The 23,607-nt window shown below is 48.9% G+C and carries 23 protein-coding genes and 1 pseudogene; 8 read left to right on the top strand and 16 right to left on the bottom strand.

Going from position 1 to position 23,607, the window contains the following annotated elements; all coding sequences use genetic code 11:
* Positions 1-98: 98 nt before the first annotated feature.
* A complete protein-coding gene (locus tag ACZ5N7_RS01510; protein WP_464656759.1) occupies positions 99-1,106 on the top strand; it encodes a Gfo/Idh/MocA family protein in 1,008 nt (335 codons plus the stop codon).
* Between the two features lie 22 nt (positions 1,107-1,128).
* Here ACZ5N7_RS01510 and ACZ5N7_RS01505 read toward each other — a convergent pair.
* The 12 genes and pseudogenes from ACZ5N7_RS01505 to ACZ5N7_RS01450 all read right to left on the bottom strand — a co-directional run.
* A pseudogene (locus tag ACZ5N7_RS01505) lies at positions 1,129-1,239 on the bottom strand (substrate-binding domain-containing protein); the annotation flags it as partial.
* 75 nt (positions 1,240-1,314) lie between these two features.
* Positions 1,315-3,507, bottom strand: a complete 2,193-nt coding sequence (locus ACZ5N7_RS01500; RefSeq protein WP_464656757.1) for an alpha-galactosidase — start codon at positions 3,505-3,507, stop codon at positions 1,315-1,317.
* Between the two features lie 175 nt (positions 3,508-3,682).
* Positions 3,683-4,723, bottom strand: a complete 1,041-nt coding sequence (locus tag ACZ5N7_RS01495) for a LacI family DNA-binding transcriptional regulator (RefSeq protein ID WP_464656755.1) — start codon at positions 4,721-4,723, stop codon at positions 3,683-3,685.
* 150 nt (positions 4,724-4,873) lie between these two features.
* Positions 4,874-6,064, bottom strand: coding sequence for an MFS transporter (locus ACZ5N7_RS01490; protein WP_464656754.1), 1,191 nt, complete (start codon positions 6,062-6,064; stop codon positions 4,874-4,876).
* A gap of 76 nt (positions 6,065-6,140) precedes the next feature.
* A complete protein-coding gene (locus ACZ5N7_RS01485; RefSeq protein ID WP_464656752.1) occupies positions 6,141-6,581 on the bottom strand; it encodes a MarR family winged helix-turn-helix transcriptional regulator in 441 nt (146 codons plus the stop codon).
* 273 nt (positions 6,582-6,854) lie between these two features.
* Positions 6,855-7,700, bottom strand: a complete 846-nt coding sequence (locus ACZ5N7_RS01480; protein ID WP_464656750.1) for an ABC transporter permease — start codon at positions 7,698-7,700, stop codon at positions 6,855-6,857.
* The gene (locus ACZ5N7_RS01475; RefSeq protein ID WP_464656748.1) at positions 7,697-8,872 is read right to left on the bottom strand and encodes an extracellular solute-binding protein; all 1,176 of its coding nucleotides are present in this window, start codon (positions 8,870-8,872) and stop codon (positions 7,697-7,699) included. The genes ACZ5N7_RS01480 and ACZ5N7_RS01475 overlap by 4 nt, the downstream gene beginning before the upstream one ends.
* Before the next feature lie 24 nt (positions 8,873-8,896).
* Positions 8,897-9,928: an ABC transporter ATP-binding protein gene (locus ACZ5N7_RS01470; RefSeq protein WP_464656746.1), complete on the bottom strand. Its 1,032-nt coding sequence runs from the start codon at positions 9,926-9,928 to the stop codon at positions 8,897-8,899.
* A 35-nt stretch (positions 9,929-9,963) separates the two neighbouring features.
* Positions 9,964-10,788 carry an ABC transporter permease gene (locus ACZ5N7_RS01465; protein ID WP_464656744.1) on the bottom strand — a complete coding sequence of 275 codons (825 nt, stop codon included), beginning with the start codon at positions 10,786-10,788 and terminating at the stop codon, positions 9,964-9,966.
* Between the two features lie 28 nt (positions 10,789-10,816).
* On the bottom strand, positions 10,817-11,830 hold the full coding sequence (locus tag ACZ5N7_RS01460) for a LacI family DNA-binding transcriptional regulator (protein WP_464656742.1): 1,014 nt from the start codon (positions 11,828-11,830) through the stop codon (positions 10,817-10,819).
* 666 nt (positions 11,831-12,496) lie between these two features.
* Positions 12,497-13,198 (bottom strand): RNA polymerase sporulation sigma factor SigK, encoded by a 702-nt coding sequence (sigK, locus tag ACZ5N7_RS01455; protein WP_464656741.1) that lies wholly within the window; start codon positions 13,196-13,198, stop codon positions 12,497-12,499.
* A 331-nt stretch (positions 13,199-13,529) separates the two neighbouring features.
* Positions 13,530-13,691 (bottom strand): hypothetical protein, encoded by a 162-nt coding sequence (locus ACZ5N7_RS01450; protein WP_464656739.1) that lies wholly within the window; start codon positions 13,689-13,691, stop codon positions 13,530-13,532.
* 119 nt (positions 13,692-13,810) lie between these two features.
* Here ACZ5N7_RS01450 and ACZ5N7_RS01445 point away from each other — a divergent pair, with 119 nt between their 5' ends.
* From ACZ5N7_RS01445 to ACZ5N7_RS01430, 4 genes are all read left to right on the top strand, one after another.
* Positions 13,811-14,197 (top strand): YmaF family protein, encoded by a 387-nt coding sequence (locus ACZ5N7_RS01445; RefSeq protein ID WP_464656737.1) that lies wholly within the window; start codon positions 13,811-13,813, stop codon positions 14,195-14,197.
* A 278-nt stretch (positions 14,198-14,475) separates the two neighbouring features.
* Positions 14,476-14,730, top strand: a complete 255-nt coding sequence (locus tag ACZ5N7_RS01440; protein WP_464656736.1) for a hypothetical protein — start codon at positions 14,476-14,478, stop codon at positions 14,728-14,730.
* The gene (locus ACZ5N7_RS01435) at positions 14,723-16,675 is read left to right on the top strand and encodes an insertion element protein (protein WP_464656735.1); all 1,953 of its coding nucleotides are present in this window, start codon (positions 14,723-14,725) and stop codon (positions 16,673-16,675) included. Before ACZ5N7_RS01440 ends, ACZ5N7_RS01435 begins: the two co-directional genes overlap by 8 nt.
* Before the next feature lie 134 nt (positions 16,676-16,809).
* Positions 16,810-17,325 carry a GNAT family N-acetyltransferase gene (locus ACZ5N7_RS01430; protein ID WP_464656733.1) on the top strand — a complete coding sequence of 172 codons (516 nt, stop codon included), beginning with the start codon at positions 16,810-16,812 and terminating at the stop codon, positions 17,323-17,325.
* A 234-nt stretch (positions 17,326-17,559) separates the two neighbouring features.
* On the opposite strand, the gene ACZ5N7_RS01425 is transcribed toward ACZ5N7_RS01430, so the two are convergent.
* The 3 genes from ACZ5N7_RS01425 to ACZ5N7_RS01415 all read right to left on the bottom strand — a co-directional run bounded on the left by ACZ5N7_RS01425 (position 17,560) and on the right by ACZ5N7_RS01415 (position 20,541).
* Entirely contained in the window at positions 17,560-18,594 is a 1,035-nt protein-coding gene (locus ACZ5N7_RS01425) for a C40 family peptidase (RefSeq protein ID WP_464656731.1), read from the bottom strand.
* Between the two features lie 118 nt (positions 18,595-18,712).
* The gene (locus ACZ5N7_RS01420; RefSeq protein WP_464656729.1) at positions 18,713-19,645 is read right to left on the bottom strand and encodes a S66 peptidase family protein; all 933 of its coding nucleotides are present in this window, start codon (positions 19,643-19,645) and stop codon (positions 18,713-18,715) included.
* A gap of 419 nt (positions 19,646-20,064) precedes the next feature.
* Positions 20,065-20,541, bottom strand: coding sequence for a hypothetical protein (locus tag ACZ5N7_RS01415; RefSeq protein WP_464656727.1), 477 nt, complete (start codon positions 20,539-20,541; stop codon positions 20,065-20,067).
* 197 nt (positions 20,542-20,738) lie between these two features.
* Between ACZ5N7_RS01415 and ACZ5N7_RS01410 the strand changes: the two genes are divergently transcribed.
* From ACZ5N7_RS01410 to ACZ5N7_RS01400, 3 genes are all read left to right on the top strand, one after another.
* Positions 20,739-21,248 carry a hypothetical protein gene (locus ACZ5N7_RS01410; protein ID WP_464656725.1) on the top strand — a complete coding sequence of 170 codons (510 nt, stop codon included), beginning with the start codon at positions 20,739-20,741 and terminating at the stop codon, positions 21,246-21,248.
* Positions 21,245-21,628 carry a hypothetical protein gene (locus tag ACZ5N7_RS01405; protein ID WP_464656723.1) on the top strand — a complete coding sequence of 128 codons (384 nt, stop codon included), beginning with the start codon at positions 21,245-21,247 and terminating at the stop codon, positions 21,626-21,628. The genes ACZ5N7_RS01410 and ACZ5N7_RS01405 overlap by 4 nt, the downstream gene beginning before the upstream one ends.
* An 81-nt stretch (positions 21,629-21,709) precedes the next feature.
* The gene (locus ACZ5N7_RS01400) at positions 21,710-21,922 is read left to right on the top strand and encodes a hypothetical protein (protein ID WP_464656721.1); all 213 of its coding nucleotides are present in this window, start codon (positions 21,710-21,712) and stop codon (positions 21,920-21,922) included.
* 68 nt (positions 21,923-21,990) lie between these two features.
* On the opposite strand, the gene ACZ5N7_RS01395 is transcribed toward ACZ5N7_RS01400, so the two are convergent.
* Positions 21,991-23,607: an MDR family MFS transporter gene (locus tag ACZ5N7_RS01395; RefSeq protein ID WP_464659100.1), complete on the bottom strand. Its 1,617-nt coding sequence runs from the start codon at positions 23,605-23,607 to the stop codon at positions 21,991-21,993.

Here is a 23,607-nt window from a genome sequence, read left to right as displayed (position 1 = left end):
CAGTACGACAAAAGGATACTCCTTATCCGCTTTTTTCCAGAAAATCTGCTACAATTACATCAGAAAGGCTCTTGTCATTTAGTGTAGGAGGAATGCTCATGTCCGTGCTGCGTTGGGGAATTTTGGGATGCGCGCAGATTGCCGCTAAAGCGTTTATTCCGTCGGTTCGTGCATCGGACCTCAATGAGATCGTTGCTGTGGCAAGCCGAGATCAAGCGAAAGCCAGGACGTTCGCTGATGCCAATGGCATCCCGGCCGCCTATGGCAGCTATATGGAGCTGTTAACTGACACGAGCGTCGATGCGGTTTACATTCCGCTGCCGAACCACATGCATGAGGAGTGGACGATCCACGCTGCTTTCGCAGGCAAACATGTGCTTGTTGAGAAACCGATGGCGCTAACGGAGCGTCAAGCGGTACATATGGTACAGGCTTGCGAACAGTCCGGTGTCAAACTGCAGGAAAATGTTATGTACCGCCACCATCCACGCTATGACCGGGTGAAAGAGATTATCCGATCCGGCGACATCGGTACGGTTAGGGCCGTCAATGGCGTCTTTACGTCTGACCGTTCCGTCATGCAGGGGGACTTCCGCTTCCGGCAGGAAATGGGCGGCGGCAGCCTCTATGACATTGGCTGCTACTTGTTCAGCGCCGCCCGCTATGTGCTTGATGAGGAGCCGATTGCCGTCACAACGCAGGCTTTGTTTTCGTTAGAGCATGGCGGCGTCGATATGATGGCCTCGGGCATCCTGGAATTCCCTGGCGATGTGGGGATGACGTTCCAATGCGGCCTGTGGGCTGAATTCGCCAATAAGCTGGAAATCCGCGGCACGCATGGCGCGATCTGCTTGCCTTCGGCATTCTCGCTCCGAGGCGATCTGAGCCCCGACGTAGCGGTGACCGTGCGCGGCGAAACGAGGATCGAGCCGTTCGAGCGCGGCAACCAGCAGCTCCTGCTGTTAAACCGGTTCGCAAGGGCGGTGCTTTTTGGTGAAACGGAGCCGTTCAGCCCTTGGGACGGAGTGCGTAATATGAAAGTAATCGATGCCAGCCTGGACTCTGCGCGCGGGCGGAAACGGGTGGAAATCCTATCTCCTCACTGAGCTCAAATAGTGGTTAAAAACCGGGAATCCCCGCTTCGACCGCTTTGTTGATCGTAATGGACAATTCTTTCGGATTAATCGCTGAAAGCGCGATACCGGCGGGTTTTCTGGCGATAATCTGCTCCAGTACCGTAAATCAATTAAGCCGCCCGGCACTTGTGATCCAGGCAGCTTACTGAATAAATCAACCGGCTCTCTCTTAGCCTTCTTATTTCACAGCTTTCAAATGGAACCAGGTGCTTGCGTAATCGCCGCGCAGGGAAGGAACCGTCAGGCCGAGGTACATGAGACGGTCGCCGCCAAAACGGTCCGCGTCATCTCCCAGTGTGTAATCATAGTCCGGGTTCAATCCTTTCAAGCGAATCCGGCTGAACGGTGCGTTGGGCCCTGCCAATACCCGGAAATAGAAGACGAGAGCTTCCGCTTTGTCCTCAGAAACAAACATCCAGGCAGTTTCATTCCCGTCAAACGGGCTTTTCAGGCGGTACAGGTCGCCCTTCTGCACCAGCATGCGGAATTCCTTGTACACGGCGACCTGCGCCTTGACGATTTCCTTTTCTTCGTCGGTGAAACGGGTCAAATCCAGCTCATAGCCGAAGTTACCGGACATGGCGACATCCCCGCGCGTGGCAAGCGGCGTCATGCGATGCACTTGATGATTGGGCACAGCCGAGACATGGGCTCCCATAGTGCTGACCGGATACACCAGACTTGTGCCGTACTGTATCTTCAGCCGTTCGATGGCGTCCGTATCATCGCTTGTCCAGGTCTGAGGCATATAGTACAGCATGCCCGGATCAAACCGCCCGCCGCCGCCGGAGCAGCTTTCGAACAAAATATGCGGGAACTTCGCCGTCAGGCGTTCCAGCAGCTCATATAATCCCAGCATATAACGGTGCGCGGTCTCCGATTGACGCTCCGCCGGTGTTGCGGCTGACCCGATTTCCGTCATATTGCGGTTCATATCCCACTTCACATACGAGATCGGTGCGCTGGAAAACACGTCGCTCAGCTTCCGGAACAGGTAGTCGCGGACATCCTGTCTTGAATAATCGAGCACCAGCTGGTTGCGCGCTTCCGTGCGGCGCCTGTTCGGCACATGCAGGCACCAATCCGGATGCTCGCGGTATAAATCGCTGTCCGGAGAAATCATCTCCGGTTCAACCCACAGGCCGAACTGCAGGCCAAGCCGGTTGACCCGCTGCGCCAAATCTTCCAGCCCGTCAGGGAGCTTGCTGCGGTCAACCACCCAATCTCCCAGGGAGTTTGTGTCGTCGTCCCTTTTTCCAAACCAGCCGTCATCCAAAACGAACAACTCAATGCCCAAATCCGCCGCGGCCTTCGCGATCGCTTCGATTTTTTCCGCATTGAATTGAAAATAAGTCGCCTCCCAGTTGTTGACCAGGATAGGCCGCTCGCGGTCCCGGTGAATGCCTCTGCACAATCGGGTGCGGTACAAACGGTGATAAGTCCTCGACATTCCACCGAGTCCTTCCGGGGAGTACACGAGCACCGCTTCCGGGGTTTGAAAGCTTTCTCCGGGAGCAAGCTGCCAGGAAAAATCAAAAGGATTGATCCCGACGGACAGACGGGTGGAATCAAACTGGTCCACTTCCGCTTCCATCAGGAAGCTGCCGCTGTATACCAGACTAAATCCATACACCTCTCCCTGGTCCTCATCCGCGTTAGGACGGAGCAGCGCAGCGAACGGATTCAGCTGATGGCTGCTGGAGCCCCTTCTGCTTTCTATTCTTGTCCCTCCAGGTCCTAATGGCCTTCTCTGCACATGCCTCTCTCTAGCCCAGGCTCCCGACAGATATAGAAACTCGTAATCCGCATCGGGAAAATCAACAGTCGCGCTTAACGCACGCGCCAGACGGACAGGCTGTTTGCCCTTGTGGACAAAACGCGTCGAACGGGCGACAGCGCTGAAATCTTCAAATACCGTGTAGCTGAGGATGACCGTAAGACCGGTATAAGCATCCGTGAGCTCCAGTTCCAATGTCTGCGCTTCCCGGTCAGATTCAGCGTACACTGCAGGCAGCCCCTCAAGTTCGGGTTTCCCGTCTATAATTCGGTGGCCCGTATATTGCAGTTCGGTGATCCTGCTTCCGTCCTCCAACCGGACCTGATAAGCCGGGTGCCTGAAATCGCTGGTGCCATATTGCGGATATTCCTGCGGCAGCGTGTCCAGGGAGATGCTTTTGACGTCCGGCAGCGGGTTGGGGCAAAAGGAGGTGCGCTCGATAAATTGCAAGATGCTGCTCAAATTCCCGTCATGGCGGAGCTTTTTACCCCAATAAGCATGTGCCGGGAACCCTCTCACCAGTTGAATTACGTAGCTCATGTCTTTTGATTGAAGATGAAACAAGCCTTCTGCTTCTTCATAGTAAATCGCCATAATCGCAGCTCCTTTAAAGTTTTTATTTTAAAAATGTCCTCTTGGTTGTGAAGCGCTTTCATTCAAGGGACAACTGAATGCCCTTTCATTATGAAATTCCCGGTAAACTGCGTTTCAATTGTATTACCATCGGCCAACCCCTTTCAAGATCAAGTTACTTATTCGCCCACACACGTTACTCAGATGGAGAGGCGCTGCCGCCGCAGCTCTCACGGATCTCCAGGCTCGTATCGATCATGACATGAACAGACACTTCTCTCCCTTCAAAACGGTCCAGCAGCATGTTTACCGCCATCTTCCCCATATGCTCGGTGTAGACTTTCACAGTGGTAAGCGGCGGATTCATGTAAGCGGATACTTCAATATCGTCAAAACCGATTATGGCCATCTCTTCCGGGACCTTCACCCCATGCTCATGCAGAGCGCGTATCGCGCCGATGGCCATCGGGTCGCTGCCGATAAAACAGGCGGTAGGGCGATGCGTCTGGTTCAGCATTTTATTCATCATAAGATAACCGCTCGTCGTGGACCAATCCCCGGAATAAACGAATTCAGGTTGAAACAAACCTTTTTCCTGCATGATCCGTTCAAAATAAAATTTTCTGGCTTCAACGATCTCCTGCCCTCTCTTGTCGGGACCAAGTTTGTGAATATACTCTTGCGCGCCGATGAATCCTATTTCTTTATGGCCTAACCGGAAAAGATGTTCAAGCACATCCTCAACCGCCTGTTTAAAATGAATCTTCACAGAGTCGTAGTCTCGGTGAACCAACGGATGGTTTACTAAAACAATACGTTCTTTTTTACTAAATATATTGTCAATTTCCGATACATCGATGGATCCTACAATAATAAGACCGTCCAGCTGCCGAAATGCCGAGAGGTCCACTCTGCCGGCCCGGAACACATGGTCTATCGTAATGCCCAGCTCCTGACAATGCCTTTCAATGCCTTCACGTATAGATAAAAAGTATGGATCCAGCTTTTCTTCGTCCGGCGAGTTCAGTAAAAGCAGACCTATCTGCCTTTGGGACATATGATTCTCTCTCTTCAGCTTCTTCATCCGGGTGGGCTTATACTGCAGCTCTTCCGCTATCGTGAAAATTCTGTCTCTCGTATCCTCGCTGACCGATAATGTCGCGTCATTGTTCAATACCCGCGAGACCGTCGCCGAGGAAACGTTAGCCTGCCGGGCTATATCTTTAATCGTTGCCATCGTGCGATCACCCGATCTTATAGTTAATATATTAACTAAATATGTCCCTATCTTATCAGACGAGATTGGGTTTTACAATACAAAAACAGGATCCCCTTTTACGGCGATCCCGGCCATTTAGACCCCCTCTTGCTTCTTCACATTTCCCTTTTACACAGTCTCCGGCTTTGTGGCACTTTTTGTTTCCTTTTGCCTGTGATGAAGAAGATAATAAATGACCAGCGAGAGAGCGACAACGATTCCTCCGAAAAAATACATCGTATGGTAATCTGTGAGTGCTGCGATGATGCCCAAAACGTATGAGCCTACCCCGTAACCCGAATCAAAGAACGTAAAATAAGTTCCAGTGGCAAGGCCCCGCCGATGCGCAGGAGCAGATTGGACAGCAAGGGTCTGGAAGCTGGGAAGAATGGCGCCGTACCCCAGTCCGATAATCCCTCCCGTAATTAAAAAGACCGGAGCAGTATAAGCCTGGCTGAGCCATATCATACCGACGACGAACAGAATAATGCCGGGATACACGAGTATATGCTCTCCCCGGCGATCGAACAGCCTGCCCGTAAAAGGCCGCGATATGAGAATCATAGCCGCGAATACGATAAAAAAGTAGCTTGCGGTCTGTTCCAAACCGATCGATTTGGCGTAAACGGAAATAAATGTGGAAATCGCCCCGTAAGAAAAAGCCACCACAAAACCGGCCAAAGAAATAGGCACGGCTTTCGGCTCGATATACCTTTTTACGTCCCACGGGCTGAGACTGCTCTTTTTAGGGACATGCTTGGGGATCTCAGTCGAAATACCGCATATAAAGGACAGCAAAGAAAATATCGATACCGTCATGAAAAGCAGGTTAAAATTGGTATGCGCCATAAGTGAAAGACCGAGAAAAGGACCAACGACCATAGCAAGGCTCATGAATAAGCTGAAATAACCGATGCCTTCCCCTTTACGATTATCCGGAATGACTTCAAGCACAATGGCGGAGGTCGCGGTGGCCGCGATACCAAAAGCAATACCATGGATAAAACGCAGCGCCAGAAGCAAATAAAAATCATGGATGATCAGATATAAAACGCTGCAAACTGTAAATAAGACGAGGGAAATGTTCAACAATGCCTTTCTGTTCACTTCGTCCAGCCATTTACCGGTTAAGGGGCGGAATATAACGGCCGCGATTATAAATACTGTCGTGACCAGCCCGATTTCTTGTTTGCTGCCATGTAAATTGTCCAGTACAAAGGACGGCAATGTAACCGCCAATATGTAGAACGTCATAAAAATAAAAAAGCTGCTTATGCTGACCGTTAAAAAGTTGCGGCTCCATAGTGAATCATTCTCCACCCATATCTCTTCTTTCTGATTTAGTTGTTGGCATATAATTGTCGAGACAAATACTTATATTAAGATGTCGAGATAGCTATTCCAGATCCTCCGCTATATTTTCATTGATCCGGGACAAAACCTTTCTAAAAATTTCCAGCTCTTCGCCGGGTATCCCCCTAAGCAGACTTTGTTCGAACAGTTCCTGGATAAAAGGCTTGACTTGATCGTACTGCCTCCTGCCTTTGTCTGTGATGTAGATTAAGAACGATCTCCTGTCTTCACCGTTTAATTGTTTGCGGACCAGCTCTTTACGTTCCAAAATATCTAAAATACGAGTCACAGTAGGGGGGTCTTTATCCGTTCTTTGAGCTGTCTCTTTCTGGCTAATCCCGTCTTGCTCGCACAGCCGTTTCAGCACCGTCCACTGCTCCGGAGTAATATCGAACTGTTTGAGGTGAGCCGACAAAAAGCGGATTATATTGCGGTTCGTTATACTCGTCGGATAGCCGATGGAAGCGTCATGCGAAGCAGTCATTCGAGTCACCTTCCTTTATTTTAATTGCTATAACAATTATATATCTGACAATTTTTATCGTCAATTTAATTGTTATACTATCTATTATTAGACAAAATAATTCTAAATTGTATGCATAAAAAAACTCCTAAAGTCTAAATGCTTTAATGTGTAAAAAAAAGAGAGCAGACGAGAAACTCTCCCGTGTGCTCTCTTTATAGCTGAAGCAGTCTCTGTGAAAGATCAATAGGATGAGGCTGCTTACAAATGAGGACTCCATCATATTATACTTTTTCAAATCGACCTCGAGCTCTCCTCTTTAATCATGGTCCGGATGTAGAAATAACCCATTACAGAACAGAGAAGGAACGTGAAGAAGGCGGTCGCCGCGGCCAGCTGCTTGTCCTGGAATACACTGAAAATTTGCTCCATCGACACGCCCAGCATCTGCGGTGCGTTGGGGCCGATCAGGAAGGGAGCAGTAAACGAGCCGATGACCCCCATAAATGCAAAAGTGACCGCAACGAGCAGCGTTTTGTAAGTGAGGGGCAGAACGAAGCGGAAAAAGATTCTCAGTCCTCCGGCGCCTACGTCCTTCGCGCTTTCGATAATCGCATTAGGGACGGCGGACAGCGCTGAGCCGAGCAGCATCGTCGTAAATGGAATATTAAACCACAAATTGGCGATAATAATCCCTTTCATATCGAAAATAATGCGGGGCATCTCGCCCGCGTTAGCCGCAACCAAAAACCGGGATACCCAACCATGGTTGCCGAGCAGCTGGATCAAGCCGTAGGTGGCGATAACAGACGGAATAAAAATCGGGATCATGTATGTCCTGCGGATCCAGCGGACAGCCGGTCCGTCGTTGAACCTCATGTAAACGGCCAGGGCATAGCTGATGACCAGTACGAGAATGACGGAAATGACGGTTACTTCCAAAGTAAAAATAATGTTGGACCGCATCAGCTTATCGGTGAACAAGTACCTGTAATTGGACAAATCATAGCCGCCTGACTTGTTGGTCAAACTTTCTTTAAATGAAATGACAATCGGAATGACCACAATGACGAACAGTACTAAAAAAGAGGGGATAACCAGAAGCAATCCCAGTATCCCCATTTTCATCTGCTTGCTCATTGGGCGGCAACTTCACTTTGCCAACGTTTGGTCATATCTTTGTCCAGGTCGCCGATATTGAATGAGCGGAAGCCTTGAGCAGCGCCTTTGAATGCATCTTGAACTTCCTTCGGCATATTAGCCAGCTCGATGCCTGGGAAGCCGTGCATTTTATTAACGACAACCGCTTGAGCTTCAGGAGACACTACAAAGTTCAGGAACTTGTTTACCGCATCTTTCTTCTCGGACAGCTTCGGCACCATCAAGTACGTCGGACCTCCGTTGAAGCCCGGCTGTATTTGCTTCATTTTAATTGACTTAGGCAGCTGCCCTTTATCGGTTTGCTCAAGCACCATATCCGACCACGCAGGGATCATATCCACTTCGCCGCTTGCCAGCAGGTCCAGGGTTCCTTGGTTTTTCTTCGGATAAATACCTTTGCCGTAAACGGATTTTCCAAGATCCTTCAGAAGCGCGAAGCCTTGGTCCCACTGCTTCTCTATGCCAGGGTCGGAATTGTGGATCGCCTCTTCGGGCAGTGATTTATAAAGAGTGGTCATTACGAACGAATTTCCGGACCCGCCTGTGGAAGGATCATTGTATGCAAATTTTTGTGGATGCTTGCGGATCCAATCGTACAGCTCGTCCAATGTGTTAGGAACGTCCTTCACTTTGTCGCTGTTGTAAGCCAGTACTACGGCGGAAGAACGGTAAGGTACAGCCATATTGGAAATATCCTTCATCGTTTTCGGATCTACTTTGCTCAGATTTGGAATTTTGTCGGTGCTGAGCGGAGCCCAAATATCATCTTTTTGCCCTTTACTCACGGTAGATACCCCATCTTCATAGAGGTCGATATCCCCAGAGCCTTTGCCTGCTTGCTTGGCGGCCAAAATGCGGTCATAAGTCGGCTGGGCGCCTGTGCCGGAAGGAATGTACACCGGTTTCACCTTCACGTCCGGAGTTTGTTTCTCGAACATCGGGATGATGGTGTCCCACAAATCCTTTACGTTCTGCGAGCCGGTAAAATAAAACGAAAATTCTACAGGCTTGCCGGATGAAGCACTGCCAGCCGCGCTTCCGGAGGGATTGGCGGAATCAGCGCTCTTCCCGGAGTTGCCGCAGCCTGACAGGAAAGCTGCTGTAATGGTCATTACTGACATGAGCGTAATTGCGGTTTTCTTGCGAAACATGGGTAAATTCCTCCTTAAATTTGGTTAAACTTCCTGATATGCTAATGCTTTTGCAAAATTCACTTTAAGCTGCTGCCCTTGTTGCAAATCTTTCACCTGGTCGCGCGGCTGAAATGCCTTGATCGTGCCGTGCTCCTGCAAATCGACGGACACTTCGGCGTAATGCCCAAGAATCATGATTTGCTTGATCGTTCCTCCAAGACCTTGACCCTCTTCGCCATACAAAATGACATCTTCCGGCCGCACCGCAACGGTCACTCCGCCGGAAAGCTTCCTGGAATTCGGGAATGCCAGCTGCCCAACTGTCACCTGCCCGGCTGCCACCACCCCCTTTAAAAAGTTCATTTTGCCGATAAATTGAGCAACGTACAGAGATATCGGCTCATCGTATATTTCCTGGGGGGACGCAATCTGTTCGATATGCCCATGGTTCATAACCACGATGCGGTCGGAGATCGACAGCGCTTCCTCCTGGTCGTGAGTAACGAACACCATCGTCAGGCCGGTATTCGCCTGGATCTCGCGGAGTTCTTCCCTCATCTCGTGGCGAAGCTTGGCGTCCAATGCGGAGAATGGTTCATCCAGCAGCAGGACGGCAGGCTTGAGCAGCAGCGACCTGGCGACCGCGATCCGCTGCTGCTGGCCGCCGGACAGCTCGGTCGGGTATTTCTGCGCAGCAGCGGGCAGACGGACGAGCTCCAATACTTCGGAAACGGCTTTATCAATCTCGGGTTTCTTCATTTTGCGTATTTTCAAGCCGAACGCCAGGTTCTCGTAAACCGTCATATGCGGCCATAGATTATAGCCTTGGAACACCATCGAGGTCGGGCGCTTCTCCGGCGGAGACTTCAGTACACTCTTGCCCTCGATCAGGATATCCCCCGAATCCGGGTCGAGAAAACCGCCGATGCTGCGCAGCACCGTTGTTTTGCCGCATCCGGAAGGGCCAAGCAATGTGATCAGCTCGCCCTTTCGGACATCGAGAGAGATGTCGGAGACGCCATCCCCCGTTTTATAGCGTTTAGTCAGTTGTCGAATCGATAGTTGAATATCCATGCTGACCTCCTTTTTTGGCTGACCGATTACCGTGTTCATTTGATTTGGAACCCGCTCGACATAATATCCGCGCTGACAAAGCGCTGTGCGGCGAGCAGCAGAATAATGGTCGGGGCTGTCAAGATAATCGAAAACACAGCTCCCGCATAGGCCGGATAGTCGGCAATAATCGAGTACATGACGATCGGCATTGTTTTGAAGTTCGGAATGCCGACCAGGAACGTGCCCTGCGCTTCATCCAGCGAATTCAAAAACGTAAAGATGGAAGCCACAAGGATACCGGGCATCGCCATCGGCAGCGTGATGCTGCGGAACACTCGGAAGGGACTCGCTCCAACGTCACGGGCAGATTCTTCCTGCGCGGTATGGACGTTGCGGAACGCAGCCGTGGGGATCCAGGTCATGAACATAAGCACGTTAATGATATGGATCAACACGACCCCGGCCAAAGTGTTCATTAATCCGAGCTTATAGAACAGTACGGCGATCGAGACATACAGCCCCATTTTGGGAAAAGCATGCGTAAGCAGAAAAGAGAACAAGAAGAAGCGGCTGAGCGGAAAACGAATCCGTGCAAACGCGTAAGCGGCGGGAATGCAAAGCACGATCGACAATGCGGTTACTATCGTAGCGATGAGAAACGACAATCCGATCGATTTGGCGATATCCTGCTGCTGGAATACAAATTTCCACCATTTCAACGACCATTCATGCGGCAGCATATCCGGATAGTTCCATTTTCCGGTGAATGCCAATATGGTCAAGTTCAGCAGCGGGCCTAAAAAGAATACAATAAACACAACGAGCACGAGAAATTCGACGATTTTTCGGGGACCTATTGCTTTCAAATACCATCGCATGCGGACTATACGCTCCTTTCAGAAGAGATTATTGGCCTCCGGTCGACTGCCGGACAATCAATTTAGGCTCAAATTCTATTGCTGTGTCCGTGACCGATTCCTGCCGGATGAGCTTGTCCAACATCATAAAAGCGTTTCTGCCCATTTCCTCCATATTTACGCTAACCGTCGTCAAGGAGGGCGAGAACATAGCCGCAAAATCAATATTGTCAAAGCCCATCACTGCTACCTGCGCGGGTATCCGCACGGACCGTTCCAGCAAAAACTTCATCGCGCCGAGAGCTATCATATCATTGGTCGCGAATATGGCGGTATAATTACCCTTTCGAAAATGGTCCCAATGCAGGCTCATCATTGCGTAGCCTTCATCAAACGTAGATGCGGCAGTATACGCGATGGACGAGGACTGAAGCTGCGCCCCTTGCCGTTCCATGAAAAGCTTAAACCCTTTCAGCCTGAGATAATGGCTGCGATGCGTCTGCGGACCGGCGAGAATAAAGACGCCGCTGTGCCCTAACCCGATCAAATGCCCGGCGGCTGTCTGTCCCCCCTGTTCGTCCTTATTGACGATATGGACGACCCCGTCAACTTCTGTCGAGCCGTTCACCATCAGATAAGGGACTCCGAAGTTTTTGATATAATCGATGACATTTTGCTGCAGTCGGCTGATCAGGATCAGGCCGTCGACTCTTTTCTCCAGCATGAAATCCGCCGAACGAAGCGACATCTCATGGTCGGTAGTCACGAATACGGAGTAGTCCAACCCTGCGGCCGCGGTTAGAATCGCGTCGAGAATTTTGCCGTAAAACGGATGGGAAGCGATCGGATGATGCCGCCGGTAAATCAGCACACCGATATTGTGCGTCCGATGTGAAACCATTGCCCTTGCCACCGCGTTCGGCTTATACTGCAGTTCATGAATAATATGAAGCACTTTCTCCCGCGCTTCCGGACTTGTGTATCCTTTGCCGGAGATCACCCTGGAGACCGTCGACTTGGATACTCCGGCGCGGAGAGCGATTTCCTTGATTGTATAACTCATTTTTGTAACCCCATTTCTGGTATGGGACCGTTCCCACATAACTAAAATAACGGTCAAGTGTTATTTGCGTATTAACTCTGTATAAATTAAATGTAAATTCGCACCCATTAACGTCTGCCAGGATTCGACTCATACCTTGAGCGGCCATAAAGGGGTCCACGCCGGAGCGGCCAGCGGGGCAAGTTCGACAGGAGTCGCCTCAGGCGGCGCTGTGGCAAAGCCTTAACCTGAACATTCAAGTGTTTATCCGTGAACAACAAAAAGCCCCGAGCCAAACTGATTCGAGGCTTCAACTACACATTTGTCTTTTATTTAGGTTGTAACAATCGTTCGTTCAAAGAGACCTGATCTGATTCACATATTTGTTGGTTGTTGATTTTGTTTGCTCATCTGATACAATCCGAGCGACACGATCGACGACAGCACAATCGAACCGCCGTAATATGTTGAATTCCTAAAAACAAGTGCCACAACATATCCGCAAGTCCACCAATTAAAAAGACTAAGACCCCAAGAACTCCTATTCCATATCCCCTCGGTATGGACTCTCTCCAAACAATATAGTAATGAGATGATCGAGACGTTTTATTCGATCCAGCCTCCTTTATTAAACAAGACAGATTCCAATAAACCCGCCGGGCAGGCAGGCTCAATAAACCGCTATAGTCACCGCTTCGCCTTATAAAACTCATGGTACAGCTTCATCAGCGCCCGCTTCTCGATCCGCGACACATAGGAGCGCGAAATGCCAAGCTCCTTTGCAATCTCGCGCTGTGTACGCTCCTCGCCCCCGGCTTCGAGGCCGAACCGGCCGACAACGACTTCTTTTTCGCGGTCATCAAGGATATCAAGATTTTTATAGATCTTCGATTTTTCAATTTTAAGCTGCACTTTATCGACAACATCATCGGTTTCCGTGCCCAGAATATCGATTAATGTGATCTCGTTGCCCTCTTTGTCCGTACCGATGGGATCGTGGAGGGAAACGTCCTTGCGGGTCTTTTTCAACGAACGCAAATGCATCAAAATCTCGTTCTCGATACAACGGGCGGCGAAAGTGGCGAGCTTAGTCCCTTTATCGGGGCTGAACGACTCTATCGCCTTGATCAAACCGATCGTTCCGATGGAGATCAGGTCTTCCAGGTCCTCGCCTGTGTTATCGAACTTTTTGACGATATGCGCGACCAAACGAAGATTATGCTCTATAAGCAGGTTACGGGAATGTTGGTTGCCTTGAGCCATCAAATGCAGATGCTTCTCTTCTTCATCCTCGGCTAAAGGTTGGGGAAACGCGTTGTTCTTGACATAGGAGACGAGTAGCAACAGTTCTTTGAAGAATAAGGCGAACGCTGAGAAAAAACCAGGCACTTGTAGGTCACCCCCATGATGTGATTGATACCATTTTATGTGGGCGGGGGCCTAGAAGTGTCTGTACTTACAAAATTACTTTGACATGATATGCACTCATCTGGTCGCACGACGGTTGATTGTAAGCGGGATGCGTCTATTTTAAATTGCGAATTGTGCTTTTGGCGCTCCCGCTATTTCCTGCGAATACATACATCAATCTGGAGGCTCATTCATGAGTCACCCCTGGATCTTTACTGGCTTAATCTCACCATTAGCGTATTCTTTGACGATTTGACCTTTTTCCGTCTTATATATCCGCGATTTCGGTTCTCTACAAATAAGTAATATCTTAAATCCACCTTAATTGAGTGTGCAAATAATACAAATTATCGTGGAAGCCCCAGCCAATCCCCTCCGTATCCGAGACAATTGCGCTAATACGTTCCTCGTAATCGTCGAACAACTCGGCACTTTCATCATCGTTCACTATTTGAATTACATCGGCAAACATCGACTCCATACTGCCTGGAATTGTCTGAACTTGCAAAATTACGTTGGCGGAGTATGCACTTGCCTGGTCGCACGACGGATTACCTGCATAGAATTATTGCAGGAAAAGGAGGCAGCATAATGGATAAAATACATGTCAAAGGCTTCGTGCTTCACTCGCAAAACTCTGACAATGAGCATACCCATAGGGTATATATTACTTCCTGGGACGGCAGGCCGGTCTATCACGTCCATCAGTTCGGAGGGGTTACTTCCTATGACGACGGGCATGTCCATGAATATGCGGGGGTGACGGAAGCGGCTCCTACAGGGGTTCCCCATGTGCACCGTTATCATACGGCCACTTCGGTAAACCACGGGCATACGCATGTTATCCAAGGGGTAACGGGACCCGCCATTGACCTGCCTGAGGGGGGCCATATCCACTATTTTGAAGGATTCACAACTGTGAACGGAATGCGTCCGCATACCCACTACTACAAAGGCACCACGGGAAACGAGCAGTAACGAGCAGCAAAAAAAGCCGGGGAACCGTTTCTAACGGGTTCCGTTTTGAGGTGCAAAAACACTAAATGACATACCAAATGGCGTGCAAATTGACAAACAATTTGACACGCCATTTTTCTTTACATATCAAGGGATTCCGCGATTTTAGCGCTTCAATTGACAGCCAAATGTATAGGTTGATAAAATTATGGAAATAATTTATGTATAACGTCAATTTAGATGTCAATCTGAATGTCATTTGAGATGTCAATTTGTAAGAAAAAGGAGGAGTGCAGCCGATGGACGTGTTTCTAAAGCCCAAACCAAGGCTAGGTACTAAATCAACTTGGATAGTTTCTGAAAAAACAAAGGCTATCGTTAAGCATTATGCTCAATATACGGGTTACACCGAAGACGAAGTCGTCGATAAAGTTCTGTCAAAACTAAAGGACGACCCTGAGTTCATCAAATGGGTCAAAGATAAAAGACGAAACAAACGGGCAATGGCACAAATATTCACTGAATCTGATTCGGAGGAAAGCACTGTTGTCTAAATTAAAACGGCTCACAACTTTAGAGGACAACATAATCGTTGTCGAGCGACCATTATCGGATAGTGAGATAAATTCGCGGTCGAAGGATTATCTCCTGCTACCTCCTCTGAAATTTGCTCATAAATACCGTGATTTGCTGTTTAAGCCAGTTACCATTCATTCGAACGGGGTTTCACATCAAATTCAAATGAACGCTTGTACAAATCCATTTTGTAAGTGGATTGGGCTGCCACAGCAAAAATTTGAGACAATTCCGATGAAACCAAGCCGATATAAACTAAGCGGTAGTCTTAAACACGGTAGTCAGTCCATTGTCTGTAATCCTGATCCAATTCGCCCTGGGGTGGGTATGACATGGGACTGCACAACCCAGCCTTTGTCCAATTGGTCGGTCGCTGAGGAAATAGCTCGTCTTGCGACAATTGACAACGTGCAGGACATGGAACCAAACTACGAATTTCATCGGACTGGCTGCTCGAACAGTTCACTTACGCCCTTCACGTACCCCAATGAGTTCCATAAGAAAGGCAAGAGCAGCGGCAATTCCCAAAAATGGCGGTGCAAAGTCTGCAAAAAGATGACCAACGTGCTTCCTTCGCAGCGTGAATCGTTCGCGTATCATCAGAAACGCAACGATGTACTTTTATCCCTCGCACAATGCCTTGTAAATCGGACGCCCGTCAAGCGTACGTGTGAAATCTTGCAAATCGGTTCCGAAACGTACTATGCCAAGCTGGAGTGGCTTTACAAGAAGTGCTTAGAGTTTCTAGAGCGCCACGAAGCCAAAGCCTTCGCTTCAAAGAAATATGGTGTAATGTGGTTGAACACAGACAAGATGATTTATTTTCTGAATAATGTCCGCAAAAAGGGTCAGGGTTCGATTAGATACGATGATTTGGAGCAAAAACAGTTTGCGACGCACATTGTCGTCACGAGCGACTTGCATACTCGCTATATATTCAGGTCTGACGTTGCGTATGATTGGTTCGTCAATATGGACGACATCGAGAGGGACACAGCGTTATATAAGGACGACCATTTAAACGAATTCGTTCAAAAAAACGCAAGGCTCAGATTTTCTTATGCTCCGCAGCCGCCGACAAGCAACGACACGCAAACTGACGCCCAATACCGCGAAGAGTTGGGCGAATTCAACCGCAGGAAGAAGTACATTGACGGTTTACACGTGAATTCAACGTACACGACCATCGCCCATTTGTGGTGGATAAAACAAATGGTAAAAGCTGATGAATGGCGATTTGTGACCGATGAAGATTACTCCATCATGACCGCCATTAATCGGGTGTTCGCAAGAGAGATTAGGCTATTCGCGGCACATCATTTTCTTTGCAAAATTGACCGCAGCAAAAGTCGTCGAGATGCTTTTAGGGAGAGCCTTAAAGCTAGAAGTAACCTGGTTGCGTGGGGGCAAAGCAACGGATATCACAAGATGTCGCTCAGTAAAATGGCGTTCTTGAAGCTCCGAGAAATGTTCAAAACCCATACGTTTCATGAGCAAGTCAACGTCGGCGGCAAATTTCATTTGCGATGGGCGAAGAACCCGATAGAGCACCCGATGCCGACGCTTGATCAAGGGATTCGATTAGTCGATTGCACTACGGATTTGTCCTCCTATGACCCGAAAGACATTGCGAATATGGTGCTTCAGATTAACGATAAATCTGTAAACGCCTTCTTACAACAAATTCGTCGAAGGATTTCTGTATTGGAAAGACCGTTGGTAACGGCGAGAGGTGACGGCAAAAGCTATATTTACGCCAATTTCAATCCAAAGTATGCTCATTACGCCGAAACCATTCTTCGGACGTATTACAACTTTTGCATGCCATACAAATCGTATGACGGCGTTGAAGCGACTCCTGCACAACGCATCGGGATTGCAGACAGGCAATACACCCTGAAGGATATTGTTTATTTCAAATAGGACAATAACGCTTCTGCCCGAAGTTAACCAAACTTCGGGAAAATTTTAATATATAGGATAATTCCCACACCCTACGAATTAAATCGTAGTATTATCAAGTTATCTAAACTGAGGAGAAGGATGGGAAAGTCAATATGGAAATCAGAACAGAGAGATTAAGTGACTATGACGATGTGTTTGAATTGAATTATTTAGCTTTTGGAAATAGGGAGGATGAGTCTAGGCTTGTCCAAAGAATCAGAACATCCGAAGGATTTATTCCTGAATTGTCGCTAGTCGCAGAAGAAAGCGAGGAAGTAGTCGGTCATGCTTTATTTAGCAAAGCTGAAATTATTGAAAATGAAAAGCAATGCGAGGTTATTGTCCTTGCTCCTATCGCAGTAAAGCCTTCTCATCAGAAAACAGGGATAGGTGGCAAACTAATTCAAGAGGGTTTAAAAAGATGCGCAAATTTGGGGTATGACTTTGTGTTCTTAATCGGACATCCAACGTACTATCCAAAATTTGGATTTAAACCAGCGAGAGAATATGGATTTGACCTGAAGCAATTCAATGTTCCCGACAACGTTTTTATGGTGTTTGCGATATCGGAGAATAAAATTCATGAAATCAAAGGGGAGCTCAGATATCCGAATTCATTCTTTCAGTAACCCATAATTCACACAACCAACTTGTTCCATCATCGGATTGCAATTGCTCAAACGACCGCTGTTTTATAGTTTGTTCAAACGAAAACTACGTTGATAAAAAAGAGTGGCATTTGCCACCCTTTTTTGATTCAAAATCTTGTCAAACCCGTTGTCAATTTTGATGCCATTTCTCCCTCTTGCACCTCAAAACGGAACCCGTTAAACCGTTTCCCTGGCTTTTTTTCTATTGTCTGACTATCCCCAGTACCGTCTCGACAAACAGTGCTCGTTTGCCAGTTTGTAGCTTGCCAAATCCACTATCTCTACGCAGCTCTTCGATTCCGGCGAGTGGATCATCCGGTTGTCCCCGGCGTAAATGCCTACATGGTGGATAGAACCCTTCCCTTCTTCATAAGCAAAAAAAAGCAGATCGCCCGGTTGCAGGTGTTCCTTCTCGATAAGCGCTCCCTGCTTCGCCTGGTCTGAAGCGTCTCTCGGGATGGAGATACCGAAATATCTGTGCATGCTGTACGCAAACCCCGAGCAATCGTAACCATAAGAAGAGACGCCGCCCCACAGGTAAGGCAGGCCCAGAAATCTCGTGCCTTGCTCGACAATTCCATGCCCTATGTGTCTGACAGCAGGCGTGGGAGCAAGAGGGACATCGGTCAGCTCGAGTTCGTGGCTTCCGCGGTCGTTATGTCCTTCTGCAGGCATAGAAGCCAGAGGGCCTTCGCCCCCGATGATTCGGACATCTCCGGTTTGCAAAAAAGCTGCGCCATCCGGTGTTTGCACCTTCACCCAGCCAAGCGCTTCTTCCAGGACCGGCAGCGAGGTAAGGAAGCTCAATTCGATCAACGGCTCCGACGGGCTGCTGTACAACCACGCCTTCTTCGACACCACTTCGACCCGCTTCGCAGCGGATGGGTCAACGTTGGCTTCCGTCCGCTTGGAGCCTGGCGTATATTCCGCTGCTTCGACGAGCTGCCTTCTTGGCACCCAACCGGGATAGCCTGCAGCCTCTTTCCGGGTACCCTGCTCCGGTATAAGCACTTTAACCCAATCCTCCCGCTCTTCGGCGGCAATAACGGAAGTGCCGTACAAAATCTGCGTCTGAACCCGGTTCTCCTCGTACAAATTCAGCTTGTCGTCCACCGTCATCCGCTTCAGCCATTCCGCAATCTGCACCGGATTCAGCAGCGCAGGCACATCCATAGGCCGAGGCGATTCAGGATGGTTCCATACCGTAGCGACGGACACCGCTGCCGTCATGCGCTTGATTCCCCTCATGCTCCCACCCCCGCGTTTTGGCGCTGTGCCATTACGTGAATGCCCAGGACACCGCCCGACAGCTTGTTCAGCGCTGCCAACTGCCTCACTGCTTCCCTACGCTTCATACGCCGCCTCCTTATGCCTCTACACCGGGTTCAGTACATTCCAGCAATTTGTCACGCGTGCTTAATCTTGCTTTGATACCCATCGGAACCGCGATATTCGGGGAGCAGTGGCCGATCTTAAACCCCGCCAGCGTCGGCTTCCCCGCGGAAATAATGTGGTCCCCGATAATTTGCTCCAATGTAAGAGAGGCCCTGCGTTTGTTCGGCTCACAATTGTTAAAATCACAGACGAGAATCCCCGCTGCATCGGCAAATTTGCCCGCCAGGCGCAGTTGGTTCAGCATCCGGTCGAGCCGGTAAGGTTCTTCGTCGATTTCCTCTATAAAAAAGATTTTGCCTCTCGTATCCAGCTCGTACGGAGTTCCGAGAGTGCTTACGAGCAAGGAGAGGTTCCCGCCGACGATGGGGCCAAAGGCTTCTCCTTCCACTAAAGTATCAAGCGGCGATATTTCTTCCGTATAGCGCAGAACGGATGGCTGCATGAGCGTTTCGTAATTTTGAACGGTGAGCGGATGAGGGCTGTCTTGACCCAGATCGATCATCATCGGACCGTGGAAAGTAACCAATCCCGCGTACTTTCCAATCGACGCATGCAAAAAGGTAATGTCGCTATATCCCCAGAAAATTTTCGGGTTGGCCCGTATCATGCCATAGTCAAGCATGTCTGCGATTCTCCCTGTGCCGTAACCCCCGCGCGCGCAGATGATCGCTTTGATCTCGGGATCGGCAAACAAGCCGTTCAACTCCCGTGCTCTCTCCTCATCCGTTCCGGCCAAGTAGCCGTGCTGCTTCGACAAGCTCTCGCCCAGCCGCACCTGCAGCCCCAACTTTACCAAACAAGCTGCAGCCGCTTTCACCTGCTCCCTGTCACCCCAGCTGGCCGGTGCCGTAATGCCTACCGTATCCCCGGGATATAACCGCCGCGGTTTTATCCGTTCATTCATCCAAACCGCCCCTTTCCCGTTTGAAAAAAAGCTAGGAGTGCCCGCTGCGACTCACACCCTCAATTAATCCGGAACTATTTTAAATCGGGCTTGAAGTCCACGTGCATTTTGTACGTTTTCCCCCATCGGGTTCATTATATGCGTCTTTCATCTATTTATCATTTTTTGATTTCTATCTCTAGTATATGGAATATATAATAAGTAAAATTGGTTATCAGGGGAGGTTGAAAGGCAATGGAAAAGGATATCAGATGCCGCAGGATGCACAATAGTCGATGGTTTAGGAAGGATTCTGCCTATTTTGATTTGAATAAACCTGCCCCAACCAATGTCCAATAGCATAACAACATATAGGCCGCCAAAGATGGCAGCCATTTGCTTAACGCAGATAGTTTCTTATACAGCCACTACTTTGCAGCTCATTGATATTCCTTTCCTTCATAGATTACGTATCCGACGGGACTGTGAGTGAAATGAATAACGGGATCTCCTTCGCGGTTATCCGGTGTCAGATATACATGGTTCTCGTCCACATATTCACCTTGCAGTTCGATCGGTTGTCCGACCGCAAGGTCGGGAATTGGTTGTTTAATTCCAAGATGATCCCCGTACCGAATCGCAACGAAAGTTTCTTTCTGCATATCAATGATAGAGCTATCCGCGCCCCGGATCTGAAGTAAGTCCGTGATCTGTACGAATAGATGATGGTGCATGGCACCCTTGGCTTTGGCGTCGGGCAATACTTTTGTGATCTGGGCTTTCACGTGAACAACAGGAGCATGTAGGGATAATGGATGAAGTTGATGACCGTAGGAATCGTTGGTTATTGTGTGTCCGAAATGAGGGTGTTTTTCCAAATGGTGATCATGACGGGAGAGGAAAAATTGATGGTTCATGAGATTACCTCCGGAAATGGATTTCGTACATATTTAATCTTACTATCATGCAGATAAACAATTATAGTAAAATTTCTGTAAACAAGATGTGCAGAATACTCGACACGGCAAAACGTGAAGCAGCGGTGGTCAAAGACGATGTGCAGTTTGGATAATTATATTGGGCAGCTCCATTCAGATGGCGGTTGTGATTTGAAATGCTTTACGGTGTCTCCGACGGAAAGATTGATGTATACCAAGAACCTCTTATTCAACAAGCAGGCCGTTATATTTATAAAGCTTTTATTGATGATTACTTTTATGCCAACTTTGCTGACAGTCCGGCTAAGGTACATATCCCCGCCGAACTTACATACCGATATGGGCGCCGTATTGAAGATGCCAGGCTGTCCGGACTGGAAGCAATGGTGCTGAAGAAAAAGCGAGAGGAAGCAACCAATATAGAGTTCTCGTCAATGTCTCGCCTATTGCCGGCTTTATTTAATTATACCGAAATAGAGAATTATACCGGAGAATCTCCTTACATCAGGGATGCATGGCTTGACGGGATACAAGTGATGGTTGCACGGGAGCAGGAGGGCTCGTCCAAGGGGTTGTACCTGGCCGCTAAGGGAGGGCACAACGATGAAAGCCATAATCTTAAAGACATCGGTCAATTCATCATATATTGTGAAGGCTCCCCGATACGACAGCATCGTTATCGATGAACATCGCGGGAGCATACCCTGATTCTGCCGGGATTAAAAGCTGGATGCGTTCAATAAGTCTCATTCGTGATTCTTACCCATGTATTGAAATCAAGGATAACTTTCAATTGGAACGCGTGACACACGATATCACACTGAGTTTAATTACGCCGCACACACCGCAATTCGAAGGAACGGAAGGCATTGTCTTGCAAGATGAGAATCACCATAAGGTAATAATCCGATACAACGGAGAAATGTTTGTGGCTTCGATCAACAAAATACCGCTTGAGGACGAAAACATGAGAGCAGTTTGGGGAGATCATTTGTATAGAATTAGGCTTAAAACCATTACAGCTGTAGATCAGGGCGAATGTATAATAAAAATAAGCGAGTTTTAGTTGTACGACGGGAAACGATAGCAAAAATGGGTAATCTAATAGTAGCAGTAAAAGCAAAGAGAAAGAAAGGATGGGGAAAGAATGGAACCAAAAGATCTTGAGCAGGAGCTTGCGCAATCTTTAACCGAAGGAGAGCTGGAAAAGCAGGATACCGGAGAAGCTGCCAGACGGCAGCTCCCGGTCAGAACGGAAATCCGTATCCAGGCCAAAATCGATCCGATTGTCGAGGAAACCAGAAAATACCGCTCCATGGCAAAGGAAATCGACCAAAGATACGACCGGTATAAGGAGTGACAGCTCCGTATCCAGTCATCCATTGTACAGTATGCAATCGAACAAGGTTTACATTACGCCTAGGCCGTTTACACCATGTCGGATGCCTTCGCGCGGCCTTTTTTCCGTTCGGTCAGCTTGATCTTTCCCAAGAACAAAGACAGTACCGCACCCAACAGCACAAAGATCAGTCCGTAAAAGAACACGCTGTGCAGCGAGAGGATCATGGCATTTTTCAGCATCGGAACGATCTTCTCGGCAAATGCTGCAGGCATTTGCGAAAGAGTAGCCGGATTGTACAGCAAATTGTAAAGCGCTTGAGGGTTGGTATGAATCATGTCCGTTATCCGGGACGCGATGCCGCTCCCCTGGTCAGGGATTTGCTTTAACAGCGGCTCTATATCTCCTGTCAAGCTGACCGTTGATTTATGGTTAAAGACGGCTCCAAGCACGGTCATCCCGAAGGTTCCCCCGATTTGGCGGAAGAATTGGCTGGACGAAGTCACGATTCCAAGCTCTGATTTGGGGAAAGTTTCCTGCAGTGCAAGCGTCAGGATCGGCATGACGAGCCCCATTCCCGCACCGAGCACCATCATGATCCCGGAGGCCTGCAGTTTGGACGTTTCCATTCCCATAGTGAGCATAAGCAGGAAACCGCCGGCCATTACGGCCATGCCGACCAGCAGCTGAAGCCGGACACCCGCTTTGTATACCAGCAATCCGCCCGCAATACTGAAAACGATCATCGTAATCATGAGCGGCGTCATGACGGTTCCGGATTCGGTTGCACTGACGCCTAGAATGCCCTGCATGAAGAAAGGCACGAACATAATCGCCCCGAACATACCGATGCTCATCAGAAATCCGATCCCGTTGATAACGCTGAACGTCCTGTTCTTGAACAAGCGTACGGGCAGAATAGCTTCCTCCGCTTTCGATTCGATAAACACAAATGCGGTGAGAAAAATAACGGCTGCGGCAAAAAGAGAGACGATCTGCCACGAGTCCCAAGGAAAGTCCTTTCCGCCGAAAGTCAGCGCAAGAAGCAAGGTGACGACCCCGATGACCATAGTCAGCATACCTGCGATATCGAATTTCACCGGACCTGTGGCCTTGTGGGATTGCAATCCCAATGCGATCAGAACGGTGGCCAGAATTCCTACAGGCAGATTAATATAGAACACCCATCTCCAGTCCAGGCTGTCTACGATCCAGCCTCCGATTTGCGGACCGATAATGGAGGACAAGCCGTACAAACCGCCGAATACGCCCTGCCACTTCGCGCGTTCTTTTCCGGTGAACAAGTCCCCGATGATGATCATGGCCATCGGCATCATGACGCCGCCGCCAATTCCCTGCAGGCCGCGGAACAGAATCAATTCCGTCATATTCTGCGACATACCGCAAAGCGCCGAGCCTGCAATAAAAATGATCAGCCCTGTTACATAAACGACTTTACGCCCTATCAGGTCGGCAAGCTTTCCCGCAATGGGGACGACCGTTGTGGAAGCGAGCATATAAGCGGTGGTCAACCAGGTCATTAAGCTCAGTCCGCCCAGCTGTCCTACGATTCTTGGCATCGCCGTACCGACGATCGTCCCGTCCAGCGCGGCGAAAAGCATGGCGATAATAAGGCCGGTGATCAATAACCCTCTGTGCCTTGTGGACCCTTCCGCCTCTTCCCGTAAGTTTGTAAGTTCCTGCAT

It is taken from the genome of Paenibacillus sp. JCM 18996 (assembly GCF_055392555.1).
Note: the sequence above shows the minus strand (reverse complement) of the source record. Positions and strands in the feature narration are given on the sequence as shown.

Excerpts from the sequence above, each read along its gene's own strand:
- ACZ5N7_RS01510 (WP_464656759.1), top strand. The coding sequence starts at position 99 with ATGTCCGTGCTGCGTTGGGGAATTTTGGGATGCGCGCAGATTGCCGCT.
- ACZ5N7_RS01500 (WP_464656757.1), bottom strand. The coding sequence starts at position 3,507 with ATGGCGATTTACTATGAAGAAGCAGAAGGCTTGTTTCATCTTCAATCA.
- ACZ5N7_RS01495 (WP_464656755.1), bottom strand. The coding sequence starts at position 4,723 with ATGGCAACGATTAAAGATATAGCCCGGCAGGCTAACGTTTCCTCGGCG.
- ACZ5N7_RS01485 (WP_464656752.1), bottom strand. The coding sequence starts at position 6,581 with ATGACTGCTTCGCATGACGCTTCCATCGGCTATCCGACGAGTATAACG.
- ACZ5N7_RS01480 (WP_464656750.1), bottom strand. The coding sequence starts at position 7,700 with ATGAGCAAGCAGATGAAAATGGGGATACTGGGATTGCTTCTGGTTATC.
- ACZ5N7_RS01475 (WP_464656748.1), bottom strand. The coding sequence starts at position 8,872 with ATGTTTCGCAAGAAAACCGCAATTACGCTCATGTCAGTAATGACCATT.
- ACZ5N7_RS01470 (WP_464656746.1), bottom strand. The coding sequence starts at position 9,928 with ATGGATATTCAACTATCGATTCGACAACTGACTAAACGCTATAAAACG.
- ACZ5N7_RS01465 (WP_464656744.1), bottom strand. The coding sequence starts at position 10,788 with ATGCGATGGTATTTGAAAGCAATAGGTCCCCGAAAAATCGTCGAATTT.
- ACZ5N7_RS01460 (WP_464656742.1), bottom strand. The coding sequence starts at position 11,830 with ATGAGTTATACAATCAAGGAAATCGCTCTCCGCGCCGGAGTATCCAAG.
- ACZ5N7_RS01450 (WP_464656739.1), bottom strand. The coding sequence starts at position 13,691 with ATGTTTGCCGATGTAATTCAAATAGTGAACGATGATGAAAGTGCCGAG.
- ACZ5N7_RS01445 (WP_464656737.1), top strand. The coding sequence starts at position 13,811 with ATGGATAAAATACATGTCAAAGGCTTCGTGCTTCACTCGCAAAACTCT.
- ACZ5N7_RS01440 (WP_464656736.1), top strand. The coding sequence starts at position 14,476 with ATGGACGTGTTTCTAAAGCCCAAACCAAGGCTAGGTACTAAATCAACT.
- ACZ5N7_RS01430 (WP_464656733.1), top strand. The coding sequence starts at position 16,810 with ATGGAAATCAGAACAGAGAGATTAAGTGACTATGACGATGTGTTTGAA.
- ACZ5N7_RS01425 (WP_464656731.1), bottom strand. The coding sequence starts at position 18,594 with ATGAGGGGAATCAAGCGCATGACGGCAGCGGTGTCCGTCGCTACGGTA.
- ACZ5N7_RS01420 (WP_464656729.1), bottom strand. The coding sequence starts at position 19,645 with ATGAATGAACGGATAAAACCGCGGCGGTTATATCCCGGGGATACGGTA.
- ACZ5N7_RS01415 (WP_464656727.1), bottom strand. The coding sequence starts at position 20,541 with ATGAACCATCAATTTTTCCTCTCCCGTCATGATCACCATTTGGAAAAA.
- ACZ5N7_RS01410 (WP_464656725.1), top strand. The coding sequence starts at position 20,739 with ATGCTTTACGGTGTCTCCGACGGAAAGATTGATGTATACCAAGAACCT.
- ACZ5N7_RS01405 (WP_464656723.1), top strand. The coding sequence starts at position 21,245 with ATGAACATCGCGGGAGCATACCCTGATTCTGCCGGGATTAAAAGCTGG.
- ACZ5N7_RS01400 (WP_464656721.1), top strand. The coding sequence starts at position 21,710 with ATGGAACCAAAAGATCTTGAGCAGGAGCTTGCGCAATCTTTAACCGAA.
- ACZ5N7_RS01395 (WP_464659100.1), bottom strand. The coding sequence starts at position 23,607 with ATGCAGGAACTTACAAACTTACGGGAAGAGGCGGAAGGGTCCACAAGG.